This is a genomic window from Bacillus sp. DX3.1, assembly GCF_030292155.1.
In the GTDB taxonomy this organism is placed as follows: Bacteria; Bacillota; Bacilli; order Bacillales; family Bacillaceae_G; genus Bacillus_A.
The window spans coordinates 4,220,535-4,243,525 of sequence record NZ_CP128153.1 but is presented as its reverse complement, the minus strand read 5'-3'; the positions used below and the strand labels follow the sequence as shown (position 1 = coordinate 4,243,525).

Here is a 22,991-nt window from a genome sequence, read left to right as displayed (position 1 = left end):
AAAAAGCGAGAGCAATTGCTCTCGCTTTTTTTATTAGAAGAGGATGGAACTAAATCCGAAATCTTATAAAATATTTTGAGATAGGATAAAAAATATTGTTCATAGTTCTCTTTCCATTTCATATATAGTAAAACGAATGAATCATTTATGGAAATCGGGAGAGGGGTTTTGCGGTGGTGGAGGGAATTACCAGTTATTTAGAGTGGACGGTGCGTGACAAGTATGTAGTAATCACTGGTGCGACAAGTGGTATTGGATTAGCGGCAGCTAAGGTACTCGCAGAACGCGGTGCTAAGCTAGGAATCATTGCACGTAACGAAGCAAAAGCAAATGATATTGTGACTCAAATTAAAGATTCAACGGATGGGAATGCAGTGGTAGACGTATTTCTAGCTGATATGGCTTCCCAGCAGTCTATACGCCAAGTAGCTACTGATATTTTAGAAAAGTGCCCTAGAATAGATATATTAGTTAATAATGCGGGTGCTTTATTTCAAACACGGCAGATTACGGAGGACGGTTTGGAGATGACCTGGGCGGTTAATCATTTAGGTCCATTCCTACTTACTAATTTGCTGCTTGACCGTTTAAAGGAAAGTGCCCCTGCTCGCGTCATCACTACCGCATCTCATGGTCACAAAATGGCTAAAAAGGGAATTGATTTCAGTGATTTAGATGCAGAACAAATTTATCGTGGTGTTAAGAAGTTAATGGGTGGTCCTACGATGCGTTATGGACAGACAAAACTGGCTAACATTTTATTCACTTCTGAGTTGGCGCGGCGGCTAGAGGGAACAGGTGTCGCAGCCTTTTGCTTCGACCCGGGACTGGTGGCCACGAATTTCAACCAGGACAATGGTTTTGTAGCCCGCTTAACTATGGCGGCAATGAAACCTTTCTCTCGTACTCCTGAAGAGGGCGCTGAAACTTTAGTGTGGCTGGCAGGAACAACCGATGTTACCGATCGTAGTGGCTGTTACTATGCCGATAGGCAAGTGAAAACACCATCTGAGGTTGCATTGGATATGGATGCCGCAAAGCGTCTATGGGACATTAGTGAAGAACAGACTCGTTCCTCAGGAAAGCAAATTTAGTGTTAATAGAAATGAAAGTGGAAGAGTGATTTTCTATTGCTTGAGTAAGTAATGTATATTCTGATTGTTAGGCTGTATACTTTACCACCTCTAAGCAAAAAGTAATGATGGGGGTGAACAAAATGGGCAAAAAAGTCAAAAAAGATCCTTCTAGAGCAAGCCTTGGTTCTCCGCAAGTTGAAGGTCAAGGAACTACAACACACGAAACGGGTTCCTTTAAAGTATCTTCATCAAATAAGAGACAAAAGCGTAGTTAACCGTATAAAAAGAGTAGTCGAAATGACTACTCTTTTTATACGGTTTTACTTTTCTTATCTTCAATTTCTTTCACAACCTTATCTACGTCTTTGTCTAAGCGGTCGAAATAGAAAAACCATAGTAAGCTAATGAACACATAATAGATCGCCATAATGCAAAGGTTATCTGTTATGTTTTCCATGAGAGATTTGGAAGTGAAAAGTGCTCCCAAAATAACAGAGACAATAAAGTAGGTAAGAGGACCAATTAAATGGACGAGTATATATAGTGATTTTTTGATTTTGGTGTGAGTCATTTGGCGCGCCTCCTTTTATTTCAGATGAGATATGCTAGCTTCAGTACATAACTGATATACATTAAAGATACTATAAATGGAATTTATTGGGGTTATGTTAAGTGATAAGTTTTTTAGTTTATATAAAAAATGATAGAACGAAAACAAGACGAAAAGAATACAATTCTTTTCGCCTTGTTTAGTTCATTCAGATCCTGTCGATACTAAAAACTAGTTATTTCTTCAATAATCGAAACGCCTTTTCTGTATTGGCAAAGTGAAGTTTCACGAATTCAGGAAGTCTTTCTTTTCCGAGTTTTTGAATCAATTTCGCCGCTGCAATATCAACTTGCTTGCCAGCACCTTTAGGGAGCGGCATACCAGCTTTTTTGCTCAGCTCATCAAACTGTTTTACGAATGAATAACGAGCTAAAATAGATGCTGCCGCAACCGCTAAATGTACACTTTCGCCTTTCGTTGCAAAATATACGTCTTCACGCTGTACATTTTTTTGCTTTGCTAAATATTTATAGTATGTATCGGGCTGTGTGAATTGATCGATTAAAATACCTTCTGGTTTTGTCGGTGCTATTTTTGCTAGTAAGTTTGTAATGGCTTTATTGTGCAGTAATGCTTTTAACTTTCCTTGATTGTTTCCTTTTTCGAACATTTCATTATATTTTTCATTGTGTAGTACAAGGGAACTATAGGGAACGACAGAAAGTAGTTGTTTTGCAATTTCAGCAATTTGCGCATCATTTAAGTTTTTGGAGTCTTTTACACCAAGTTCTTTTAACAAGGGAATTTGCTTTGCATCGACATATACAGCAACAACTGTCATTGGTCCGAAGTAATCACCTGTACCAACCTCATCTGATCCAAGGATGGACATTGTCCCAATGGAAGTAGGGGGCGCATAACGATGTGCATTTACCGTTTTTTTGACAAGGGATTTAGGTGTTTCTGAAACGCTTTGCCAGCGTGCAGATTCTTCCTGAGCACGGCCACCTTGAAACATCACTTTTCCGGATTTGTAGGCAGTAATTGTACAAGATGGAACTTTCGCCATAAATACACCGCCTTGTGGAACCTTTGGGCTAATTGCTTGCTTGTATTGTTGTTTCATGTTCTCGATTGTTGCAGAATTTGTTTGTATTACGATAGAATTTGACAAAATGGTCGCTCCCTTTTATTTATTGATATTTTTATCATATCGAATTGTTCTTTCTGTTTCCATATTATGATGGTTCATGGTATGATAATCTTTAGGATTCTGTACGTGATTGGAGGCCAGTGAGTTGTCACAACAAAAAGGAAATCGAAGTCGAATTAATGTAGAAATTTATGGCCAACAATATTCTGTTGTTGGTGATGAGAGTACAAGTCATATCCGCATGGTCGCAGCGATTGTGGATGATAAAATGCGCGAACTCAATGCCAAGAATCCTTCTCTTGACACAAGTAGACTAGCGGTGTTGACGGCGGTAAACGTCGTACACGATTACATAAAATTAAAAGATGAATATGAGAAATTGAAAGAAAGTATGAAACAAAAAGGAATGGAATAACATGATTGATATCATTATCATTTTACTGCTTGTTATGGGATTTTTCCTCGGCCTAAGAAGAGGATTTGTATTACAACTTGTAAAGTTAACAAGCTTTATTATCGCATACCTTGTTGCATACTGGTATTGCAAAGATTTAGCGCCAGCACTTGAAAAAATCATTCCGTATCCATTTGATAAAGGTGTATCCGTTCCAGAATGGATTGATGCGAATAATATAGAAGCGGTCTTTTATCAAGCGATTGCGTTTATCTTGTTATTTATTATTACAAAAATAGCGCTCGCATTGCTTGGGAATTTACTGAATATGTTTACGGAAATTCCAGTTTTAAAACAAGTCAATGCAGTTGGTGGAGCTCTTCTTGGCTTTTTAGAAGTGTATATTATTTTGTTTGTCTTAATTGTAGTTGGGAATATACTTCCAATTGAACAAGTGCAAACACCACTACAAAAATCATCGATTAGTAAAATAATAGTAGACGATACACCGATTCTTTCTGAAAAGGTGAAGGAACTATGGCAGACAGGTAGCAGAGTATGACTTCTCTTTTTCAGAAAGAGGAGTTTTTTTCTATGAAAGAAAGGCGGGAGAAACATGAAAGTAAACAAAAAACAAGTCATTCAATTACTGGAGACAATCGGCCTTTTTATGGAGTTAAAAGGCGAGAATCCATTTAAAATAGCGGCGTTTCGTAAGGCGGCAGCAGCATTAGAAAGCGATGATCGCAGCCTTTCTGAAATTGAAGAATTTACGAAAATTCCAGGCATCGGAAAAGGAACTGCAGCCGTTATTGCAGAATATATCGAAGCGGGAACATCGGAAGTGTTGCAAGAGCTTGAAAAAGAAGTGCCAAGCACTCTTTTGCCATTATTAAAATTACCAGGTCTTGGCGGCAAAAAAGTAGCAAAGTTATATAAAGAGCTTGGTGTTGTAGATATGGAAACATTACAAAAAGCTTGCGAAGAAAATAAAGTACAAGCACTTGCTGGATTTGGTAAGAAGACGGAAGAAAAAATAGTAGAAGCAATCGCTCAAGTTGGTTCTCGTCCGGAACGTTTACCGATTGCAATGGTGCTCCCTATTGCCGGGGAAATAGAGAAGAAATTGTCGAATGTACAGGAAATTATTCGTTTTTCTCGTGCCGGCAGTTTACGACGCGTTCGCGAAACAGTGAAAGATTTAGATTTTATTATTGCAACGACAGAGCCTGCGAAGGTACGTGAGTATTTACTACAGTTCGACAATATGATTGAAGTAATCGCAAGCGGTGATACAAAGGTATCGATTCGCCTTCAATATGAATATGATATTTCAATCGATTTCCGTCTTGTGAAGCCTGAAGAGTTTATTACAACACTTCATCATTTTACAGGTTCTAAAGATCATAACGTAACAATGCGTCAAATTGCGAAAGATAAAGGTGAAAAGATTAGTGAGTATGGTGTGGAAAACTTAGAAACAGGTGAAGTAAAAACATTTGAAACAGAAGAGGCATTTTTCGCTCACTTTGGCTTGCCATTTATTCCGCCAGAAGTGCGTGAAGACGGAAAAGAGATCGAACTCATTAAAGAATATCCAAATTTAATTCAGTTCTCTGATGTGCAAGGTGATTTACATATGCATACGACATGGAGTGATGGTGCATTTTCGATTGAGGAAATGGTACAAGCATGCCGTGCGCGTGGATATAAATTTATGGCGATTACCGATCATTCTCAATACCTAAAAGTAGCGAATGGATTAACGAAAGAGCGCCTTCGTGAACAAGGAAAAGAAATTGAACGCATTAATGAAAAATACCCAGATATCACAATTCTACGTGGAATTGAAATGGATATTTTACCAGACGCAACGCTTGACTTTGATGATGAGATGCTAGCGGAGCTTGATTATGTCATCGGTGCGATTCATTCTAGTTTCTCACAAAATCGTGAAACAATTATGAAACGCCTTAAAGCAGCGATTGAAAACAATCATGTCACAATGATTGCTCATCCGACAGGTCGTTTACTTGGCCGCCGTGAGGGGTACGATGTAGATACAGATTTACTAATTGAACTCGCGAAAGAGACGGATACAGTACTTGAGTTAAATGCGAATCCAAACCGTTTAGATTTAAGTGCGAAGCTACTTAAGCAAGCACAAGATGCCGGCGTGAAAATTGCCATTAATACGGATGCTCATACACTTGAAATGTTAGAAGACATGGAAATTGGTGTAGCGGCTGCACGTAAAGGATGGATTCAAAAAGATACAGTAATTAACACATGGGACATTGAACGTTTATTAGATTTTATTAAACGGAATAAGTAACACAGGGGGGACAGGCAGCTTATGTTAGAACGAACGTTGCGTGTATTAGAATATGACAAAGTAAAAGAACAATTACTTGAGCATGTTGCATCTTCACTTGGTCGTGATAAAGTGAAGCAACTTGTACCGAGTACAAATTACGAAGAAATCGTTGAAATGCAAGATACGACGGATGAAGCAGCAAAGGTCATCCGTTTAAAAGGACATGTGCCGCTTGGCGGGATTTTTGATATTCGTCCCAATGTAAAGCGTGCGAAAATTGGTAGTATGCTAAGTCCACATGAACTGCTTGATATAGCAACTACGATGTATGGTAGTCGTCAAATGAAGCGATTCATTGAAGATATGGTGGAAAATGGCGTCGAGCTTCCGATTTTAGAAACGTATGTAGCGGGCATTGTTTCTTTATATGATTTAGAAAAGAAAATTACAAATTGCATCGGTGATGGCGGTGAAGTGGTCGATAGTGCAAGTGATAAACTGCGCGGGATACGCCAACAGATTCGCAGTGCTGAAAGCCGCATTCGTGAGAAACTTGAAAATATGACGCGCTCTTCAAATGCACAGAAGATGTTATCAGATGCGATTGTGACAATTCGTAACGATCGCTACGTTATTCCTGTAAAACAAGAATATCGCGGTGTATACGGTGGTATCGTTCATGATCAATCTGCTTCTGGACAAACGTTATTTATTGAACCACAAGTGATTGTGGAACTGAATAATGCACTACAGGAAGCACGTGTGAAAGAAAAACAAGAAGTTGAACGCATTTTAATGATGCTAACGGAAGAAGTGGCAGTAGAAGCAGATATCGTATTAGAAAATGTAGATATCATTGCGAATCTTGATTTTATTTTTGCGAAAGCACTCTATGCGAAACGATTAAAAGCAACAAAACCAATCGTCAATAATGATCGTTATATGAATTTACGAAAAGCGCGTCATCCACTTATTGATCCAAAAGTAATTGTGCCAAATGACATCGCGCTTGGAAAAGACTTTACAACAATCGTTATTACAGGGCCGAATACAGGTGGTAAAACGGTTACGTTAAAAACAGTCGGAATCTGTGTATTAATGGCACAGTCTGGTCTTCACATTCCAGTGCTCGATGAATCAGAAATTTGTGTGTTTAAAAATATTTTTGCTGATATCGGTGATGAACAATCGATTGAACAAAATTTAAGTACGTTCTCATCTCACATGGTAAACATTGTAGATATTTTAGAACGAGCTGATTTTGAAAGCTTAATTTTATTTGACGAATTAGGTGCCGGAACAGACCCACAAGAAGGGGCAGCTCTTGCAATTTCTATTCTAGATGAAGTATATAACCGCGGGGCACGTGTTGTGGCAACGACGCATTACCCAGAATTAAAAGCATATGGTTACAATCGTGAACAAGTGATTAACGCCAGCGTTGAGTTTGATGTGAATACGCTGAGCCCAACATACAAATTGCTACTTGGTGTGCCGGGGCGTAGTAATGCTTTTGAAATTTCTAAACGTCTTGGTTTATCAGAACGCGTCATTAATCAGGCCCGTAGCCATGTGAGTACAGAATCGAATAAAGTAGAAAATATGATTGTGAAGCTTGAAGAAAGTCAGAAAAATGCAGAGCGCGAACGAAATGAAGCAGAAGACCTTCGGAAGCAATCTGAAAAACTTCATCGAGAGCTGCAGCGTCAAATTATTGAATTTAACGAAGAGCGTGATGAAAGATTACTAAAAGCACAAAAAGAAGGCGAAGAAAAAGTAGAAGCTGCGAAAAAAGAAGCAGAAGAAATCATTCACAACCTTCGCCAGCTCCGTAAGGCACAGCTTATCAATGTGAAAGATCATGAGCTGATTGAAGCGAAGAGCCGCCTAGAAGGGGCAGCGCCAGAGCTTGTAAAAAAACAAAAAGAAAAAGTGAAAAATACAGCGCCAAAACAACAATTACAACCAGGCGATGAAGTGAAAGTAGTAACGTTTGGTCAAAAAGGACAGCTGCTTAAAAAGGTAAGTGATAATGAGTGGAATGTTCAAATTGGAATTCTGAAGATGAAAGTAAAAGAATCCAATATGGAATACATTAATACGCCAAATCCTGTTGAGAAAAAAGCAGTTACAACAGTAAAAGGACGAGACTATCACGTTTCGTTAGAACTTGACCTTCGTGGTGAACGCTTTGAAAATGCGATGGCACGTGTAGAAAAGTATTTGGACGATGCACAGCTTGCGAGTTATCCACGTGTATCAATTATTCACGGAAAAGGAACGGGAGCACTGCGCCAAGGTGTACAAGATTACTTGAAAAAACATCGAGGCGTGAAAAACTTCCGCTACGGTGAGATGGGCGAAGGAGGCCTCGGCGTAACAGTTGTCGAATTAAAATAGCAGAAACCGACAAAGGGGTAAACGTATATGTTTATGGACAAACTTGCAAAAGTATTGTTAGCTTGTTGCGGAGCATTTTTCGTAATTGGGGTTATTTATTTAGTGGTTTTTGCGAAGTAAAGGAGCGTCAATTCTCGGCAATGTGAATACCGCTGAGAATTGACGCTTTTTCTTTTTGGATAATCTATATTTTAAAGTTGATATACGAAAGGAATACTTGATGAGAATAAACCAATTTATAAGTGAAGCGAGGTCGTGCTCGAGGAGAGAAACAGACAGGCTTATTAAAGCAGGGCGAGTTTCTATTAACGGAGAAGTTTGTACACACGGTGATATTGTAGCCCATGACGATATTGTACGTATTGATGGAAACGTTGTTGAAAGAATAACTAAAGAAAAAATCTATATTGCCTTTCACAAACCAGTTGGTATTACTTGTACCGCAGCGGGACATATTGAAGACAACATCATTGATTACATCAATCATCCAGAGAGAATCTTTCCTGTTGGTCGTTTAGATAAAGCGTCAGAGGGATTGATTTTGTTAACGGATGATGGAGCGATTGCTAATCAAATTCTACACGGAGATCATGAGCATGAAAAAGAGTATATTGTGACAGTGGATAAGCCATTTACAGATTGGTTTATTGAAGAAATGTCACAAGGCGTGAAAATTAGGGATGGCATGACGAAGCCGTGTAAAGTGACAAGAGTAGATGGAGCGACATTCCGAATTGTTTTAACGCAAGGAATGAATAGACAAATTCGCCGTATGAGCAGAGCGTTTGGATATACAGTAACTAGGCTAAAACGTGTGCGAATTATGAATATTAAGCTTGATGGATTAGAGGCCGGAAAGTGGCGGAATGTAACGGATCAAGAGTTGCAAGAACTGGTGCAGCAGCTATAAGGAGAAGGGTTTCCTGAAAAGGGAAGCTTTTTACGTCGATTTATAGTTAACAAAGTTATATATCAATATCGTGAAACATATTTGGAGAAAAGAACAGAAGATTAATAAAGAAGAACAACAATTATATAAATACAAATTAAAAAACCGACATAAAACCCTTCTTTTTAGGTGGGAGAGAGCATCCGTTCACGCATAGAAGCGGTCAGATCCTTTTCCTGCCCCATGCCAAGTGAAAACAAAGCGAGAAAACGAGCTCGTTGTGCTAGCAAAACAATAATATGGTATAGTGAAACGAGGCTGTTTTTTGAAGCCCGTTTTATTTTCAAATGCTTCCTAAAATAGAAAGGTTTTCATGCCTTTTTGAATAATTGAAAGCATCCAAACTGAAAGGAAGACATTACATGCGATCAGAAGTAATTGTAAAGATAAAAACAAAATTTATAAATGAGCTTAAAAGTGGTTATCCACTTATTTTAAAAGATGCAATTCATAATGTAAATGATGTGAGTGAAGAAGGTACGATCATCAAACTGCTTGATGAGAAAAACCAATTTCTTGGAAAAGGCTACTACGGAAAGCAAAACAAAGGATATGGCTGGATTTTAACGAGAAAAGAGCAGGAACAAATCGACCAAGCTTTCTTTGAGAGAAAAATCAAATCAGCATTACATAAACGAAAGAGCTTTTACAAGTCTAATGATACAACGGCATTCCGCGTCGTAAATGGTGAAGGGGATGGACTTGGCGGTTTAATCATTGATTATTACGATGGGTTTTACGTAATAAGCTGGTATAGTGAGGGAATCTATTCCTTTAAAAATGAAATCATTGGAGCGCTTCAAAAAGTAGCAAATTTCAAAGGAATCTATCAGAAGAAGCGTTTTGATACAAAAGGAAAGTATATTGAAGAGGATGACTTTGTCACCGGAGAACGGGGCGAGTTTCCGATTATCGTAAAAGAGAATGGTGTAAACTTTGCCGTGTATTTAAATGATGGTGCAATGGTGGGCGTGTTCTTAGATCAGCGTAATGTTAGAAAACAAATTCGTGATAAGTATGCAAAAGGAAAAACAGTGTTAAACATGTTTTCTTATACAGGTGCTTTCTCTGTGTTCGCAGCACTTGGCGGAGCGACAAAAACAACAAGTGTTGACCTTGCAAATCGTAGCTTAAGTAAAACAATTGAGCAGTTTAGCGTAAATGGAATTGATTATGAAGCACAAGACATTATCGTAGAGGACGTATTCCACTACTTTAAATATGCAGTGAAGAAACAAATGAAGTTTGATATGGTTGTTTTAGACCCACCAAGCTTCGCGCGCTCTAAAAAATATACATTTAGTGCGGCAAAAGACTATAAAAACTTGTTAAAAGAGACAATTGTAATTACAGAAGACAATGGTATTATCGTTGCTTCCACAAATTGCAGTACGTTTGATATGAAAAAATTTAAAGGTTTTATTGATACAGCGTTTAAAGAAATGAATGGGAAATATAAAATTTTAGAAGAACATTCCTTACCAGAGGATTTCCGTACGATCGATCAATTTAAAGAAGGCGACTATTTAAAAGTTGTTTTCATTAAGAAAATTAAGGGATAACATCGTAAAAAAAAGGAGCTCATTTGAAGATGAGCTCCTTTTTTTATTGTACAATGTGCTGAACTCTACCAACTTGTCCATCCTGCAATCGTACTTTAATACCATGAGGATGAGAAGGCGATTTTGTTAAAATATCCTTTACAATGCCTCGCGTTAGTTTTCCAGTGCGCTGATCTTGCTTTAACACAATATCAACTTCAAGACCAGGTGATATGTTTGCTCGTTGTTGTCCGTTCACTTATACACCTGTACGTCTACGTTGATTGTTCGTTTTCTTTGTTTGCTGACTTTGTAATTTTTTTGTTGCTTGATTTTGACCTGCAGCATTTGAGCCATTTCCACTTCCTTGCTTTTTCTTCGCAAGTTGTTCACGCATTAAATCAGCTAAGCTTACTTTTTTATTTTCTGACATGGTAAAACTCCTTTATATTAGGTTAATTATAAACAATAGTAGCGAATTCCATCATAACATTGTTGTGAAAAGAAATGAAGTCGGATTGAATTTTCATATAATTCTTTTCACTCTTATCTACTTCGGTTACAATTGAATTGTTAATGTTTGTAAAAAAGGGGATAGAAACATGTCACATCATATTTTGCTTGTCGAAGATGACGCTTCAATTCAAGAAATGGTTGAAAAATATTTAACAAAAGAAGGCTTTAGCATAACAATCGCATCTGATGGAGAAGAAGGGATCATAAAATATCGAAAAGGTTCATTTGATTTAATCATTTTAGATATTATGATGCCGAAACTAGATGGTTTAGAAGTGGTAAAAATTATTCGTGAGAAAAGTGCAGTGCCGATTTTAATGATGTCTGCAAAGGATACGGATGTTGATAAAGCGGTAGGGTTAGGACTTGGAGCAGATGATTACATATGTAAACCATTTTCCATGATTGAGCTTTCAGCACGAGTAAAGGCAGGAATTCGCCGTTCTACAACATATTCAGCTCCAGAAAAAAAACAAGACGATATGATTACGATTGGTGATTTGAAAATGGATGTGGCTAATTTTATCGTTCAAAAAAAGGGAGAAACAATTAAGCTTACTTCAAAAGAATTTGAGATTTTAAAGCTATTTGTGAAGAATCAAAATCGGGTATTTACAAAAGCACAAATATACAGTTTCATTTGGAACGAAGAATACTATAGTGATGACAATGTCATTAATGTTCATATGCGAAGATTGCGGGAGAAAATTGAGGATGATCCATCAAGCCCGCAGTATATTAAAACGTTATGGGGCATTGGCTATAAGCTGGAAGTGATATAGCATGCTATTTTTTTTAACGGTTATTATTTTCATATTGGTAGGTATTATTTATTTTCAATATCGCGTACAGAAAAATAAAAGTGAAAATTTAAGTTATGCATATGCAAAGTTGCAGGAAATAGTGGAAAAGCAAACGGGTGAAAAGTTACTAGTTGTGACGGATGATAGAGAGCTACAATCGTTGTTAGTAGCTATTAATAATTTGTTAGATGAAAAACAAAAAACGAATGCCAATCATTCGAAAGTAGAAATTTCTATGCGAAAGATGCTTTCTAATATATCGCATGATTTAAAAACGCCGCTTACTGTCATTCTTGGGTATATAGAAATGTTAAATACAGATAAAACGATAAGTGAGGAAGAAAGGAAAGTGTTACTGGAAAAGGTACATTTAAAAACACTTGAAGTCATGGAACTCATTCATAAGTTCTTTGATTTAGCTAAATTAGAATCAGGAGATAAAGGAATCGAGATGACAAAGGTTAATATGAATGAAGTATGCCGTGAAAAGATTTTATCGTTTTATGATTTACTTACCTCGAAAGGATTTGCTGTTCATATTGATATACCAGAGAAAAATATATATGCACTTGGAAATGCAGAAGTGTTAGGGAGAATTTTAAATAACTTAATTTCGAACGCCATTGCATATGGGGATGATGGAAAAATGCTCGGTATGACATTAAGGAATGACGACAGGTATGTCTATGTTGATGTATGGGATCAGGGGAAAGGGATTGACGAATCACATATCGATAAAGTATTTGAGCGCATGTATACGTTAGAAGATTCTCGAAATCGATTGTATCAAGGGAGCGGCCTTGGGCTTACCATTACAAAACGACTTGTAGAAGCATTAGGCGGAGAAATTCATCTTTCTAGTACGCCATATGAAAAAACAATATTTACGGTTATGTTAAAAAAAATGAAGTTTTAGCTTGTAGAAAAGAGAAGTTTACAAGCTTTTTTTGAACGTAAGAAATTTGTAAGGAATGGGTAAGAAAAAAGAGATGTTCATTTCTTACAATAAACATATAGAACGGAAGCGAAAGGGGAAAATGATATGGCTTATATATTAAAAATAAATCAACTTACAAAAGTGTTTCAAGGTAAAGAAGTCATTTCAGGGGTTAATATGCATGTGAAAAAAGGAGAAATATATGGTTTTTTAGGACCCAATGGTGCTGGTAAAACAACGATTATGAAAATGATTACCAATTTAATCAAACCGACAAGTGGCGACATTGAAATTTTCGGTGAGAAATTAACAGATACATCGTATGAAGTGTTAAAGCGAATGGGAACGATTATTGAATACCCAATCTTTTATGAAAAATTAACAGCTCGAGAAAACTTATATTTGCATTGTGAATATATGGGCTATTATGACAAAAAGGCCATTGACCGAGCGTTAGATCTCGTGAACTTACATAATGTTGACGATAAAAAAGTAAAAGATTTTTCACTGGGAATGAAACAAAGATTAGGAATTGCGAGAGCGATTACGACAAAACCAGAGCTATTAATTTTAGATGAGCCAATCAACGGTTTGGATCCAATCGGTATTAAAGAATTACGAGAGTTATTTAAAATACTTTGTAAAGAATATGGCATCACGCTTCTCGTTTCTAGTCATATTTTAGGTGAAATGGAGCAGATGGCAGATACAATTGGGGTTATTCAAAATGGGAAGCTTATAAAAGAAGTTTCAATGAAGAGCATTAATGGAAAACAAACGGAGTACATTGAAATTTCTACTCCAGATGTGAAACGTGCGGCTTATATTTTAGAAAATAAACTTCGTATAACAAATTACAAAATTATAAGTGAAAGTATGATTCGCATTTATGAAATGACGGCAACGCAGCAAGAAATCTCTAAAACACTTATCATGAATGATGTGGCAATTGAAAGTATCAATAAAAAGCATAGCTCACTAGAAGAGTATTTCTTAAATCTAATGAATGGAGAGGGAATCCATGCTTAATTTAATGAGACTTGAGCTTATTAAATTTAAAATGGGGTCTGTTATTAGAGGGGCACTCCTTGCGATTTTTATTGTTTCTATATTTCTTATATTAATAATGTTTGATGGGGAAATGAATAGCTATGCTATTGCATTTCAATTTATTGATACTTTTTCACGAGCGGTATCTATGATTTTCGGAGCAAGTTTAATTGCAAAATTTATTATTCAAGAATTTCAAAATAAGACGATGACAGTGATGTTCATGTATCCAATCAATCGGAAAAAGATGATGATCGCAAAAATGCTCATTATTATTTTTTTTACGTTCTGCGCTATTGTAATTTCAGGAATTATTCTCTTTAGTCTCATTTACGCCTTAAATCTGTATCATCCAGTGATCAAAGAACCATTGACGATGTCGATTCTAGCCCAGACCGGTGCAAAATTATTTGTAAATGCACTAGCTGCAACGGGAATTAGCTTAATCCCGCTCTACTTTGGAATGAAGAATTATTCAGTACGGACAACGTTTGTATCTGCAATTATTGTGATGTTTTTTGTAACTACCAGTTTGGATGGGGAAGTTTCATTGTTTAGCTTTATCGTGATTCCTATTACGTTAGCGTGTATTGGTCTATTCATTGCTTATATGGCAGTAAGAAAGATCGAGCAGGTGGATTTGTTTAAATAAAGTAGATGAACTAGGAGGGGGATATTATGCTACATCTCATGAAATTAGAAATGAAGAAATTTAAGCTTGGGTGGTATGTGAAAGGTGCGATTATCACAAACATAATTATTATTGCATTATTTTGTTTGATTAACTATATAGAACACATAGAACAAACGGAAGGGGCCGAGATGATTAAAAGCTTCCCAGACGCTTTTATAATAATCGGTGGAATGGTACGAGGAACGTTTATTGTTTTTGCAGGGGTATTAATTGCAAAATTAGTAATTGAAGAATATAAAAATAAAACCATATTGATAATGTTTTCCTATCCGGTTAATCGAAAGAAGCTTATTGCTAGTAAGCTATTAATTACAGCTTTGCTGACGTTTACCACGATTTTGATATCTAACATTGTTGTAGCAGGCGCAGTGTTTATATTAAATAGTTATGTTCCGATTATTCCAGATTCAATAACGGTAAATGAGTTTATGAAAGAAGTTATAAAAATGGTTCCTTTTGCAATTGCAGCTGCAGGAACAAGCCTCATTCCATTATACTTTGGTATGCGTAAATATTCTGTGCCAGTCACAATTCTCTCTTCCTTTATTGTTGTGGCGATTGCATATCAGAGTCAACCACAGTTCTCGGTAGTAACCTTCATTCCACTTCAGTTAGGGCTTGCGGCTATTGGGGCTATGATTGCTTATTATGGAATTAGAAATATTGAAAAAGAGGATATAGCAGTGTGATCAAAAGAAGTAAAAAAAGAGTTGGTATGAGACCAACTCTTTTTTATGTGTATGTATGTCTCATGGCTACTCTGTAGATTTATAGTGTTTGCTTAAATATTCTTGAACTTCTGGAGAAATGTCGAAGTGATTAGGTCCTTTATATCCGATATCAAAGCGCTCCCCTTCATTTGTTTCAAATGAAATCGTATAGGTACCCATTTTACCATTGAAAGAAGTATTTTTTACTTCTGCATCTAGATTGAAGTAATTAGTAATATAAGCTTTTGATTCTGATATAGCTGTTTGTTTTTCCCATGGAGATCCATTAAATGCGAAATAAAAGAATACTGCAACAGTTTCAATAACAATAGAACTCAATGCAATTGCTACGTTTCTTTTCGTTCGTTTTCTCTCTTTTTTTGTATCTATTTTATTCACTCCATATGCCTGTATATAAACCTACTTAAACTAGAATATACCAATTTTGATTGTATGTCATTGCTAAAAAATATTGTATACATAGTAGAATAAAGTTTCACATGAAACAAGTTACAGAAAAAGACAAGGTTTTGATTTTCCTTGTCTTTTTGATTTTACATTTTTGGAGCTTCCATCCCAGCCGCAGCCCATTCTTCTTTTGCAGGTCCATAAATACCTGGAACCTTTAACCCAGCTTGACGCATGAGTACAGTCATTTGCCCACGGTGATGGTTTTGATGGTTAATGACAGTCATTAAAAACATAGAATTTGGCATTGGACGTCCAAAGAAGTCATTGATTGTTGCTAAGTCTTTATCTGTCCATTGGCTTTGAATAGCTTCTACAAAAGCATTGTTAACTTCACGATAGCCATCTGCGATAAGTTGAGCGGAAGTTGGAACAGGATGATCCTTCGTTTCTCCTTCAACTTTTAATCCTGAACCCGCTACAATGATTGGAATAGCAGTAACGATATGCCAAGCAATTTTGCCTAAAGTCCAATGCCCAGGTGCAATCTCTTGTGTTAACGATTCATCAGTTAATGAATCCAATACCTTTTGCGTAGAATCTGCCTCGTATTTCCACGTTTTTAAAAAGCCCTCAATTGTTTGATACATGTTATCCCCCCTATGGTTACATTCATATGGTAAATTCGAGAGATGTGGCGTCTTTCCTTCTAGTTTCTTCTGCTTTTATTTCTCCTATTTAATTTTATGCCACACTGATGCCTTTAATAAGGGCGATTAAATAAAAAAACGAAGGCTTCTAAATAAAAGAAGTCTTCGTTTTTTATTTAACTCACTTTCTTCTCGCTCCGCCTCATCAACCATAAAAAGTAAGGAGCTCCAAGTACAGCAACGACAAGCCCAGAAGGAATTTCTTTCGGATATGCAATTGTCCGACCAAGTAAGTCAGCGATGCAGAGAAGAATGGCTCCAAACAGTGCTGAGCAAACGAATAATCTCTGGTGGTTCATCCCAACAACGATGCGTGCTAAGTGCGGTGCAACGAGTCCTAAGAAGGCGATTGTACCAACAGCGGCAATGTTTACTGATGCGAGCAATGTCGCTAGGATAATGAGTGCGAAACGTGTTTTGTTGACGCGTTGTCCAAGTCCTGTTGCTAAGTCATCCCCGAGCACGAGAACGTCGAGCTGCTTCATTAAGAAGAATATCGTTGGTACGAGAATAAGAGATGGATATAAGAGTATATTTTCTAAGTGATTCCATCCTCTTGCGTAAGTACTTCCTGATAACCAAGTTAAGGCAGCGGCTACATTTAAGTTCGCTCTGACGATAAAGATTTGAATGATTGCCGAGCCAAGTGCTGAGACACCGATTCCGATTAAAGCGAGTGCTGTTGGACTAAAACCCGACTTCCATGAAAAGAAGAGGACGATTCCAACTGCAAGCAGCCCGCCAATGAATGCGCCAATTGGCAGGAAGATGCCTGGAAGTGCAGGGAAAACATACATAATCGTTAAAGCACCGACACCTGCACCGGATGAGATTCCGATAATGGATGGATCAGCGAGTGGATTACGTAATATCCCTTGGAAAACAAGTCCGCTTATCGCAAGACAGGCTCCTGCTATAGCGGCAACGAGCATTCTTGGTAACCGTAAGTTCATCATCATATTTTTATCAAATTGTGAAAGCTGTCCTGTAATCACATTTGTTATGCTTTCAACATAAGCATTGCTACCGATTACGACGCCAAATGCAATTGTCACGATGGCTAGCACCGCCGAAATGATGAGTACCTTTTTATAAGAGAAATAACGTGAGCTAGCCCCCGCTGCGTTTGCACCGTTGTCATTCATATATTGTTTTGATTTCATCATTCGATAAACTAAGTAAATAAGCCATGGTGACCCAATCATTGCTGTAACGGCACCGACAGGAAGTTCAGCACCAGTTGGATCTATTAATCTACCAACGACATCTGCTCCAAGTAATAAAATAGCACCCCACAAGAAAGAGGAGAGGAGCAGTGTGAAGTGTTGACGATAGCCAATAAGGCGCATTAAGTGCGGTGCGACTAAACCGACAAAACCGATTGGTCCAACGACAGTTACGACAACCGCTGTTAAGAAAATTGCTGCAATAAAGGCAATGAAACGCGTTACTTCTGTTTTTTCGCCAAGTGAAATAGCAACGTCATCACCAAGAAGAAGCACATTTAATTTGCGTGACATAAAAAGTACAGCAACAAAGGCACAGACGACAAATGGTACTGCAAATTGAACACCATCCCAGTTGTTTTGAACAAGCGATCCTGCTCCCCAAAGGAATAGTCCAGCTGTTTCATTTTCATAAAAAAGCTGCAGTGTCCCAGTAAAGGCAGAAAGCATTAATGTAACAACCATACCTGCTAATGCCATACGTAGTGGGGTTCCTTTTTTACTGCCAGAAATACGATATACGAACAAAGCCGTCACTGCTCCGCCAATAAATGTGAAAAGGAGGGAGTGCACTTGTAAGTATTTCGGTAAAAAGATGGTTGCAGCGATTAGGAAGAAATAAGCCCCAGAATGAATTCCCATTGTACTTGCTTCTGCAAGTGGATTCTTCGTTAATGTTTGTAAAATAACCCCTGATACGGCAAGGGCCCCGCCAGCTAAAATTGCAATAGCAGCTCGCGGCAGACGCAGCATAATTAATGTTTGGTGTTCAAGAGATTGATTCGGGGAGAAGAGAGCCTCTATAATCATGTCGTAAGAAATGTTTGCTTGTCCTTGTCTGATGTGAATAAAGAAAAGGAGGAGCAAGAGAGCTGCTCCTCCTCCGAATACAAGACTTGCTCGAAGCGTATGTTGTAAGTTATTCATCATGCAATCACTTCTTCGCTGTCATTACATCTGCAACTTGTTTTGCTAATGATTTTGCAGATTCAGGGCCACCGAAGATCCAAGTGTCGCCTTTTAATTGATATATTTTGTTTTCTTTTTTGAATTTTAATTCTTCCCACGCTGGGTTGCCCTTTAGCTGCTTGTCGAAGATGTTATCGTCATCAGCTACGATGTATAAGAAGTTTGCATCTTGTACACCTTGCAGCGCTTCTACAGTTGTTTGCTTGAAGCCATCTGGCTCAGATTTACCAGGTTCAAATGCATTTGTTAAACCTAATTTTTTCGTAACTTGCATTGCTGTAGAGTTATCTGTCAATAGACGGAATGTTGGAACGTTTTTCGCTGTAAATGATTGTGCCATTACAATATTTTTGTCTTTTAAGTTTGCTTTTTCAATTTTAGCTTTTGCATCAGCGAATGTTTTGTCCATGTCAGCTAATACTTTTTTTGCTTGATCTTCTTTATCAACTGCTTTTGCGATTTGTTTGAACGTTTCTGTCATTTCTGCGAACTGATCGTTGTTGCTTGTTGATGGATCAAACATAACTGTTGGTGCGATTTGTTCTAATTCACTTTTAATTGCTTTACTACGGAATGATGCTGTAATAATTAAATCTGGTTTTAAACGGTTGATTTCTTCTAAGTTTGGTTGTTGACGCGTACCAACGTCTACAACATCTTTATTTGGTTTTGTTTCTGTATTTACCCATTTATTATAGTTTTTAATGTCAGCCATACCGACCGGTTGAACGCCAAGCGCTAATAGATCTTCTGCATATACCCACTCAAGCACAACAATTTTTTTCGCTGGTTTATCTAATTTTGTTTCCCCTTCAGCGTGTTTAATTGTAATGGCTTGTTTTTTATCATCTGTTTTTACTTCTTTCTTTTCTTCTTTTTGCTGGCCACATCCGACAACGAAAAGAAGAATAACCATAAAAATGCTAACAACTTTTTTCATTTTCTTCCCCCACATGCATTATTTTGAAATGATCTGTAATTTTTCTGCAATTGCAGTGCGATTACTCGCTTTTGGGATTTTATTTGGATATCCCATATGAAGAATACCGATAAATGAAAAAGATTATCAATCTCAACAATGAAATCATACTATGAAGAGTTTTATAGTGTCAATATTATTCTTTCTATTCTGACAGAAAAAAAGAATAACTTAGAACACTTAGTTGTAGCGCTTTCAAATGTAGATTTAAAAATTTACTATTCTTTTGAAGGAAGTGATAGATTCGTATCATGATAAATCTTCAAACGGTAAAAATTTCACACATTGGAAAAGTAATAGCGGAACAATAGTTTGAATATTATGATTGTAACGCAATTGTGACTATAATATAATGAAAATAAGTAACATGAATGGATATTCATTTTACATGTGTAAGAAAAGGAAGGGGGAATGAAAATGGAAAGGCCGTGGCTACAAAGTTATCCAAAGGAAATTCCGCATACAATTTCTTACGATATTCAGCCACTCCACGTATATTTACAGCAGATGTCTTCTCAATATCCTGAAAAGAAAGCGCTTCATTTTTTAGGGAAGGATATTACGTTTTCAGAGTTGGGTCGTAAGGTGAGACAGTTTGCAAATTATCTTCGCAAGCTGGGGTTACAAAAAGGTGACCGAGTTGCGATTATGTTACCGAATTGTCCGCAAGCTGTGATTGGATATTATGGTACGCTACTCGCAGGTGGTATCGTAGTACAAACAAATCCCCTGTATACAGAGAGAGAGCTAGAATATCAGCTCCGTGATTCTGGGGCGAAAGTAATTCTTTGTCTCGATTTAGTCTTTCCAAAAGTCACAAATGTACAGTCGTCCACCAATATTGAACACATTATCGCAACGCGTATTGCAGATTTTTTACCGTTTCCAAAAAATCTATTATATCCATTTGTACAAAGGAAGCAAACCAATCTTGTTGTAAAAGTCAGTGAAAGTGACACCATTCATATTTGGAAATCGGTAGAACGAGAAAGTGATGAAGCGGTGGAAGTCTCTTGTGACCCTGAAAATGATTTAGCACTCCTGCAATATACAGGGGGTACGACAGGATTTCCGAAAGGAGTCATGTTAACGCACAAAAATCTTGTATCGAATACACGAATGGGTGTGCATTGGCTGTATAACTGTCAAGAAGGAGAAGAAGTGATTCTTGGTGTGCTTCCATTTTTTCATGTATATGGGATGACAGCTGTTATGAATTTGGCAATTATGCAAGGGCATAAAATGGTGATTGTTCCAAAATTTGATATGAAAATGGTATTTGAAGCGATTAAAAAGCATCAGGTTACATTATTTCCTGGAGCCCCAACGATTTATATTGCGCTTTTAAATAGTCCACTGCTTCAAAAGTATGATCTTTCTTCCATTCGTGCTTGTATTAGTGGTTCCGCCCCACTTCCAGTTGAAATACAGGAGGAATTTGAGAGCGTTACAGGTGGAAAGCTGGTAGAAGGATACGGTTTAACAGAATCATCCCCTGTTACACATAGTAATTTTTTGTGGGAAAGACGTGTGCCAGGAAGTATTGGTGTACCGTGGCCGGATACGGATGCTCGTATTATGTCACTTGAAACTGGAGAAGCGTTGTCATCTGGTGAGATTGGTGAAATTGTTGTAAAAGGTCCACAAGTAATGAAAGGATATTGGAATAAACCGGAAGAAACAGCAGCGGTATTACAAGACGGCTGGTTACACACAGGCGATGTTGGTTATATGGATGAAGATGGTTTTTTCTATGTGAAAGATAGAAAGAAAGATATGATTGTTGCTAGCGGCTTTAATGTATATCCTCGAGAAGTGGAAGAAGTATTATATGAGTATGAAAAGGTGCAAGAAGCTGTTGTCATCGGTGTACCAGACCCATACCGCGGAGAGACAGTAAAAGCTTTTATTGTAATAAAAGAAGGTCAGTCTTGTTCTGAAGAAGAGTTAGATCAGTTTGCTCGTAAATATTTAGCTGCGTATAAAGTTCCGAAAGTATATGAGTTCCGGATTGAGTTGCCAAAAACAACAGTTGGAAAAATATTACGTCGTGTTCTTGTAGATGAAGAGCTGAAAAGGCAGGAGGATGAGCAAACGGGCTAAAAGCCCTTTCTTTTTGGGAAGATGTCATTGACAATTTTGAGAATAATCAGTATTATATGAAATATGAATGATTATTCATTCAGTCATCTTCTCGAAGGGGACAGTAATGTGAAAAAAAATCGACCAAAATATAATCAAATTATTGATGCAGCGGTTATTGTAATCGCAGAAAATGGATATCATCAAGCGCAAGTTTCAAAAATTGCCAAACAAGCTGGTGTTGCCGATGGAACTATTTATTTATATTTCAAAAATAAAGAAGATATATTAATATCCTTATTCCAGGAGAAGATGGGAGAATTTATCGAAAAAATTCGGCAAAAAACAGCAGGAATTGAAAGCGCTGTGGCGAAGTTATTTATGTTGGTAGAAACGCACTTCGTGCTGCTTTCGCAAAATGATCCTCTTGCTATCGTTACTCAACTAGAGCTTCGCCAATCCAACCAAGACTTACGCCTCAAGATAAATGAAGTATTAAAAGGATACTTACAAGTTATCGATGAAATTTTAGAAACGGGTATAAGGCAAGAAGAATTTCGAGTGGATTTAAATGTTCGAGTAGCGAGACAAATGATCTTTGGAACAGTAGATGAAGTTGTGACCAATTGGGTAATGAGCGATCATAAGTATAATTTGGTCGCACTTTCAAAAACGGTGCATGAGCTGCTGGTTTCAGCTTGTGGTTATCGTCAATAATGGGAGGGATCATATTGAAATTCCTATCTATAACAGTGGAAGATCATGTAGCGGTTGTGAAGTTAAATCATCCGCCAGCTAATGCTATGTCTTCACAAGTTATGCACGACGTGACTGAGTTAATTGATCAGGTCGAAAAGGATGAGAGTGTACGCGTTATCGTTCTTCATGGTGAAGGACGCTTCTTCTCAGCAGGAGCGGATATTACAGAATTCACTTCTGTTGAAGAAGCGAACCAAGCGGCAAAGTTAGCACAGCTTGGACAAGTTACCTTTGAGCGTGTAGAAAAGTGCTCAAAACCGATCATTGCAGCGATTCATGGAGCAGCACTTGGCGGTGGACTTGAGTTTGCTATGTCTTGTCATATGCGCTTTGTAACTGAAAGTGCAAAGCTTGGTTTGCCAGAGTTAACGCTTGGCTTAATTCCTGGATTTGCGGGCACACAGCGTTTACCACGTTATGTTGGCAAAGCAAAGGCTTGTGAAATGATGCTAACAAGCACTCCAATTACTGGTGTACAAGCATTAGAGTGGGGACTTGTAAACGGAGTCTTTTCGGAAGAATCTCTCTTAGAAGAGACACTGCAAGTTGCGAAGAAAATTGCTGGGAAAAGTCCAGCAACGGTTCAAGCTGTACTAGAATTGTTGCAAACAACAAAATCTTCGCTTTATTATGAAGGAGTACAGCGTGAGGCACAATTATTTGGTGAAGTGTTTACGAGTGAAGATGGAAGAGAAGGTGTAGTGGCGTTTTTAGAAAAGCGGAAACCTTCGTTTAGTGGTAGGTAGTACAATTATTTTTTAACATAAA

Annotated in this window: 24 protein-coding genes; 16 read left to right on the top strand and 8 right to left on the bottom strand. The window is 37.5% G+C overall.

Annotated features, from left to right (window positions below):
- Positions 1-176: 176 nt before the first annotated feature.
- Together QRE67_RS21285 and QRE67_RS21280 are read left to right on the top strand one after the other, a co-directional pair.
- A complete protein-coding gene (locus QRE67_RS21285; RefSeq protein WP_286125352.1) occupies positions 177-1,094 on the top strand; it encodes an SDR family oxidoreductase in 918 nt (305 codons plus the stop codon).
- Between the two features lie 122 nt (positions 1,095-1,216).
- On the top strand, positions 1,217-1,351 hold the full coding sequence (locus tag QRE67_RS21280) for a YuzL family protein (RefSeq protein ID WP_286122181.1): 135 nt from the start codon (positions 1,217-1,219) through the stop codon (positions 1,349-1,351).
- A 35-nt stretch (positions 1,352-1,386) separates the two neighbouring features.
- Here the strand turns inward: QRE67_RS21280 and QRE67_RS21275 are convergent, their stop codons facing one another.
- Both QRE67_RS21275 and rnhC read right to left on the bottom strand, forming a co-directional pair.
- Positions 1,387-1,647 carry a hypothetical protein gene (locus tag QRE67_RS21275; RefSeq protein ID WP_286122180.1) on the bottom strand — a complete coding sequence of 87 codons (261 nt, stop codon included), beginning with the start codon at positions 1,645-1,647 and terminating at the stop codon, positions 1,387-1,389.
- Between the two features lie 214 nt (positions 1,648-1,861).
- Positions 1,862-2,800 carry a ribonuclease HIII gene (gene rnhC / locus QRE67_RS21270; RefSeq protein ID WP_286122179.1) on the bottom strand — a complete coding sequence of 313 codons (939 nt, stop codon included), beginning with the start codon at positions 2,798-2,800 and terminating at the stop codon, positions 1,862-1,864.
- 124 nt (positions 2,801-2,924) lie between these two features.
- Here rnhC and zapA point away from each other — a divergent pair, with 124 nt between their 5' ends.
- The 6 genes from zapA to QRE67_RS21240 all read left to right on the top strand — a co-directional run bounded on the left by zapA (position 2,925) and on the right by QRE67_RS21240 (position 10,401).
- Positions 2,925-3,194 carry a cell division protein ZapA gene (gene zapA, locus QRE67_RS21265; protein WP_286122178.1) on the top strand — a complete coding sequence of 90 codons (270 nt, stop codon included), beginning with the start codon at positions 2,925-2,927 and terminating at the stop codon, positions 3,192-3,194.
- Between the two features lies 1 nt (position 3,195).
- The gene (locus QRE67_RS21260; RefSeq protein ID WP_286122177.1) at positions 3,196-3,735 is read left to right on the top strand and encodes a CvpA family protein; all 540 of its coding nucleotides are present in this window, start codon (positions 3,196-3,198) and stop codon (positions 3,733-3,735) included.
- Positions 3,736-3,789: 54 nt separating this feature from the next.
- The gene (gene polX / locus QRE67_RS21255; protein ID WP_286122176.1) at positions 3,790-5,508 is read left to right on the top strand and encodes a DNA polymerase/3'-5' exonuclease PolX; all 1,719 of its coding nucleotides are present in this window, start codon (positions 3,790-3,792) and stop codon (positions 5,506-5,508) included.
- A gap of 21 nt (positions 5,509-5,529) precedes the next feature.
- Positions 5,530-7,890 carry an endonuclease MutS2 gene (locus QRE67_RS21250; protein ID WP_286122175.1) on the top strand — a complete coding sequence of 787 codons (2,361 nt, stop codon included), beginning with the start codon at positions 5,530-5,532 and terminating at the stop codon, positions 7,888-7,890.
- Positions 7,891-8,110: 220 nt separating this feature from the next.
- Positions 8,111-8,800 carry a 23S rRNA pseudouridine(2604) synthase RluF gene (locus QRE67_RS21245; protein ID WP_286122174.1) on the top strand — a complete coding sequence of 230 codons (690 nt, stop codon included), beginning with the start codon at positions 8,111-8,113 and terminating at the stop codon, positions 8,798-8,800.
- A 401-nt stretch (positions 8,801-9,201) separates the two neighbouring features.
- Positions 9,202-10,401 (top strand): class I SAM-dependent rRNA methyltransferase, encoded by a 1,200-nt coding sequence (locus QRE67_RS21240; protein ID WP_286122173.1) that lies wholly within the window; start codon positions 9,202-9,204, stop codon positions 10,399-10,401.
- Between the two features lie 43 nt (positions 10,402-10,444).
- Here QRE67_RS21240 and QRE67_RS21235 read toward each other — a convergent pair whose 3' ends face one another.
- Positions 10,445-10,639 (bottom strand): YwbE family protein, encoded by a 195-nt coding sequence (locus QRE67_RS21235; protein WP_286122172.1) that lies wholly within the window; start codon positions 10,637-10,639, stop codon positions 10,445-10,447.
- The gene (locus tag QRE67_RS21230) at positions 10,640-10,813 is read right to left on the bottom strand and encodes a hypothetical protein (RefSeq protein ID WP_286122171.1); all 174 of its coding nucleotides are present in this window, start codon (positions 10,811-10,813) and stop codon (positions 10,640-10,642) included. It lies immediately after the preceding gene.
- 169 nt (positions 10,814-10,982) lie between these two features.
- Here QRE67_RS21230 and QRE67_RS21225 point away from each other — a divergent pair, with 169 nt between their 5' ends.
- From QRE67_RS21225 to QRE67_RS21205, 5 genes are all read left to right on the top strand, one after another.
- Positions 10,983-11,678 (top strand): response regulator transcription factor, encoded by a 696-nt coding sequence (locus QRE67_RS21225; protein ID WP_286122170.1) that lies wholly within the window; start codon positions 10,983-10,985, stop codon positions 11,676-11,678.
- Between the two features lies 1 nt (position 11,679).
- Positions 11,680-12,615, top strand: a complete 936-nt coding sequence (locus QRE67_RS21220; RefSeq protein ID WP_286122169.1) for a HAMP domain-containing histidine kinase — start codon at positions 11,680-11,682, stop codon at positions 12,613-12,615.
- A gap of 126 nt (positions 12,616-12,741) precedes the next feature.
- Positions 12,742-13,665 carry an ABC transporter ATP-binding protein gene (locus QRE67_RS21215; protein ID WP_286122168.1) on the top strand — a complete coding sequence of 308 codons (924 nt, stop codon included), beginning with the start codon at positions 12,742-12,744 and terminating at the stop codon, positions 13,663-13,665.
- Positions 13,658-14,338, top strand: coding sequence for an ABC transporter permease (locus tag QRE67_RS21210; RefSeq protein WP_286122167.1), 681 nt, complete (start codon positions 13,658-13,660; stop codon positions 14,336-14,338). The genes QRE67_RS21215 and QRE67_RS21210 overlap by 8 nt, the downstream gene beginning before the upstream one ends.
- Before the next feature lie 26 nt (positions 14,339-14,364).
- Positions 14,365-15,069 carry an ABC transporter permease gene (locus tag QRE67_RS21205; protein ID WP_286122166.1) on the top strand — a complete coding sequence of 235 codons (705 nt, stop codon included), beginning with the start codon at positions 14,365-14,367 and terminating at the stop codon, positions 15,067-15,069.
- Between the two features lie 66 nt (positions 15,070-15,135).
- Here QRE67_RS21205 and QRE67_RS21200 read toward each other — a convergent pair whose 3' ends face one another.
- From QRE67_RS21200 to fpuA, 4 genes are all read right to left on the bottom strand, one after another.
- Positions 15,136-15,480, bottom strand: coding sequence for a YfjL-like protein (locus QRE67_RS21200; RefSeq protein ID WP_483298714.1), 345 nt, complete (start codon positions 15,478-15,480; stop codon positions 15,136-15,138).
- Positions 15,481-15,644: 164 nt separating this feature from the next.
- Entirely contained in the window at positions 15,645-16,148 is a 504-nt protein-coding gene (locus QRE67_RS21195; RefSeq protein ID WP_286122165.1) for a DinB family protein, read from the bottom strand.
- Positions 16,149-16,324: 176 nt separating this feature from the next.
- Positions 16,325-18,361 (bottom strand): Fe(3+)-hydroxamate ABC transporter permease FhuB, encoded by a 2,037-nt coding sequence (gene fhuB / locus QRE67_RS21190; protein ID WP_286125350.1) that lies wholly within the window; start codon positions 18,359-18,361, stop codon positions 16,325-16,327.
- Between the two features lie 7 nt (positions 18,362-18,368).
- Complete coding sequence (fpuA, locus tag QRE67_RS21185; RefSeq protein ID WP_286122164.1) at positions 18,369-19,343, bottom strand: petrobactin ABC transporter substrate-binding protein FpuA; 975 nt, start codon at positions 19,341-19,343, stop codon at positions 18,369-18,371.
- Positions 19,344-19,799: 456 nt separating this feature from the next.
- Here fpuA and QRE67_RS21180 point away from each other — a divergent pair, with 456 nt between their 5' ends.
- The 3 genes from QRE67_RS21180 (at position 19,800) to QRE67_RS21170 (ending at position 22,969) form a co-directional block, all read left to right on the top strand.
- The gene (locus QRE67_RS21180; RefSeq protein WP_286122163.1) at positions 19,800-21,485 is read left to right on the top strand and encodes a long-chain-fatty-acid--CoA ligase; all 1,686 of its coding nucleotides are present in this window, start codon (positions 19,800-19,802) and stop codon (positions 21,483-21,485) included.
- 108 nt (positions 21,486-21,593) lie between these two features.
- Positions 21,594-22,181: a fatty acid metabolism transcriptional regulator FadR gene (gene fadR, locus QRE67_RS21175; RefSeq protein ID WP_483298692.1), complete on the top strand. Its 588-nt coding sequence runs from the start codon at positions 21,594-21,596 to the stop codon at positions 22,179-22,181.
- Between the two features lie 11 nt (positions 22,182-22,192).
- Positions 22,193-22,969, top strand: coding sequence for an enoyl-CoA hydratase (locus QRE67_RS21170; protein WP_286125349.1), 777 nt, complete (start codon positions 22,193-22,195; stop codon positions 22,967-22,969).
- The last annotated feature ends 22 nt before the right edge of the window (positions 22,970-22,991 follow it).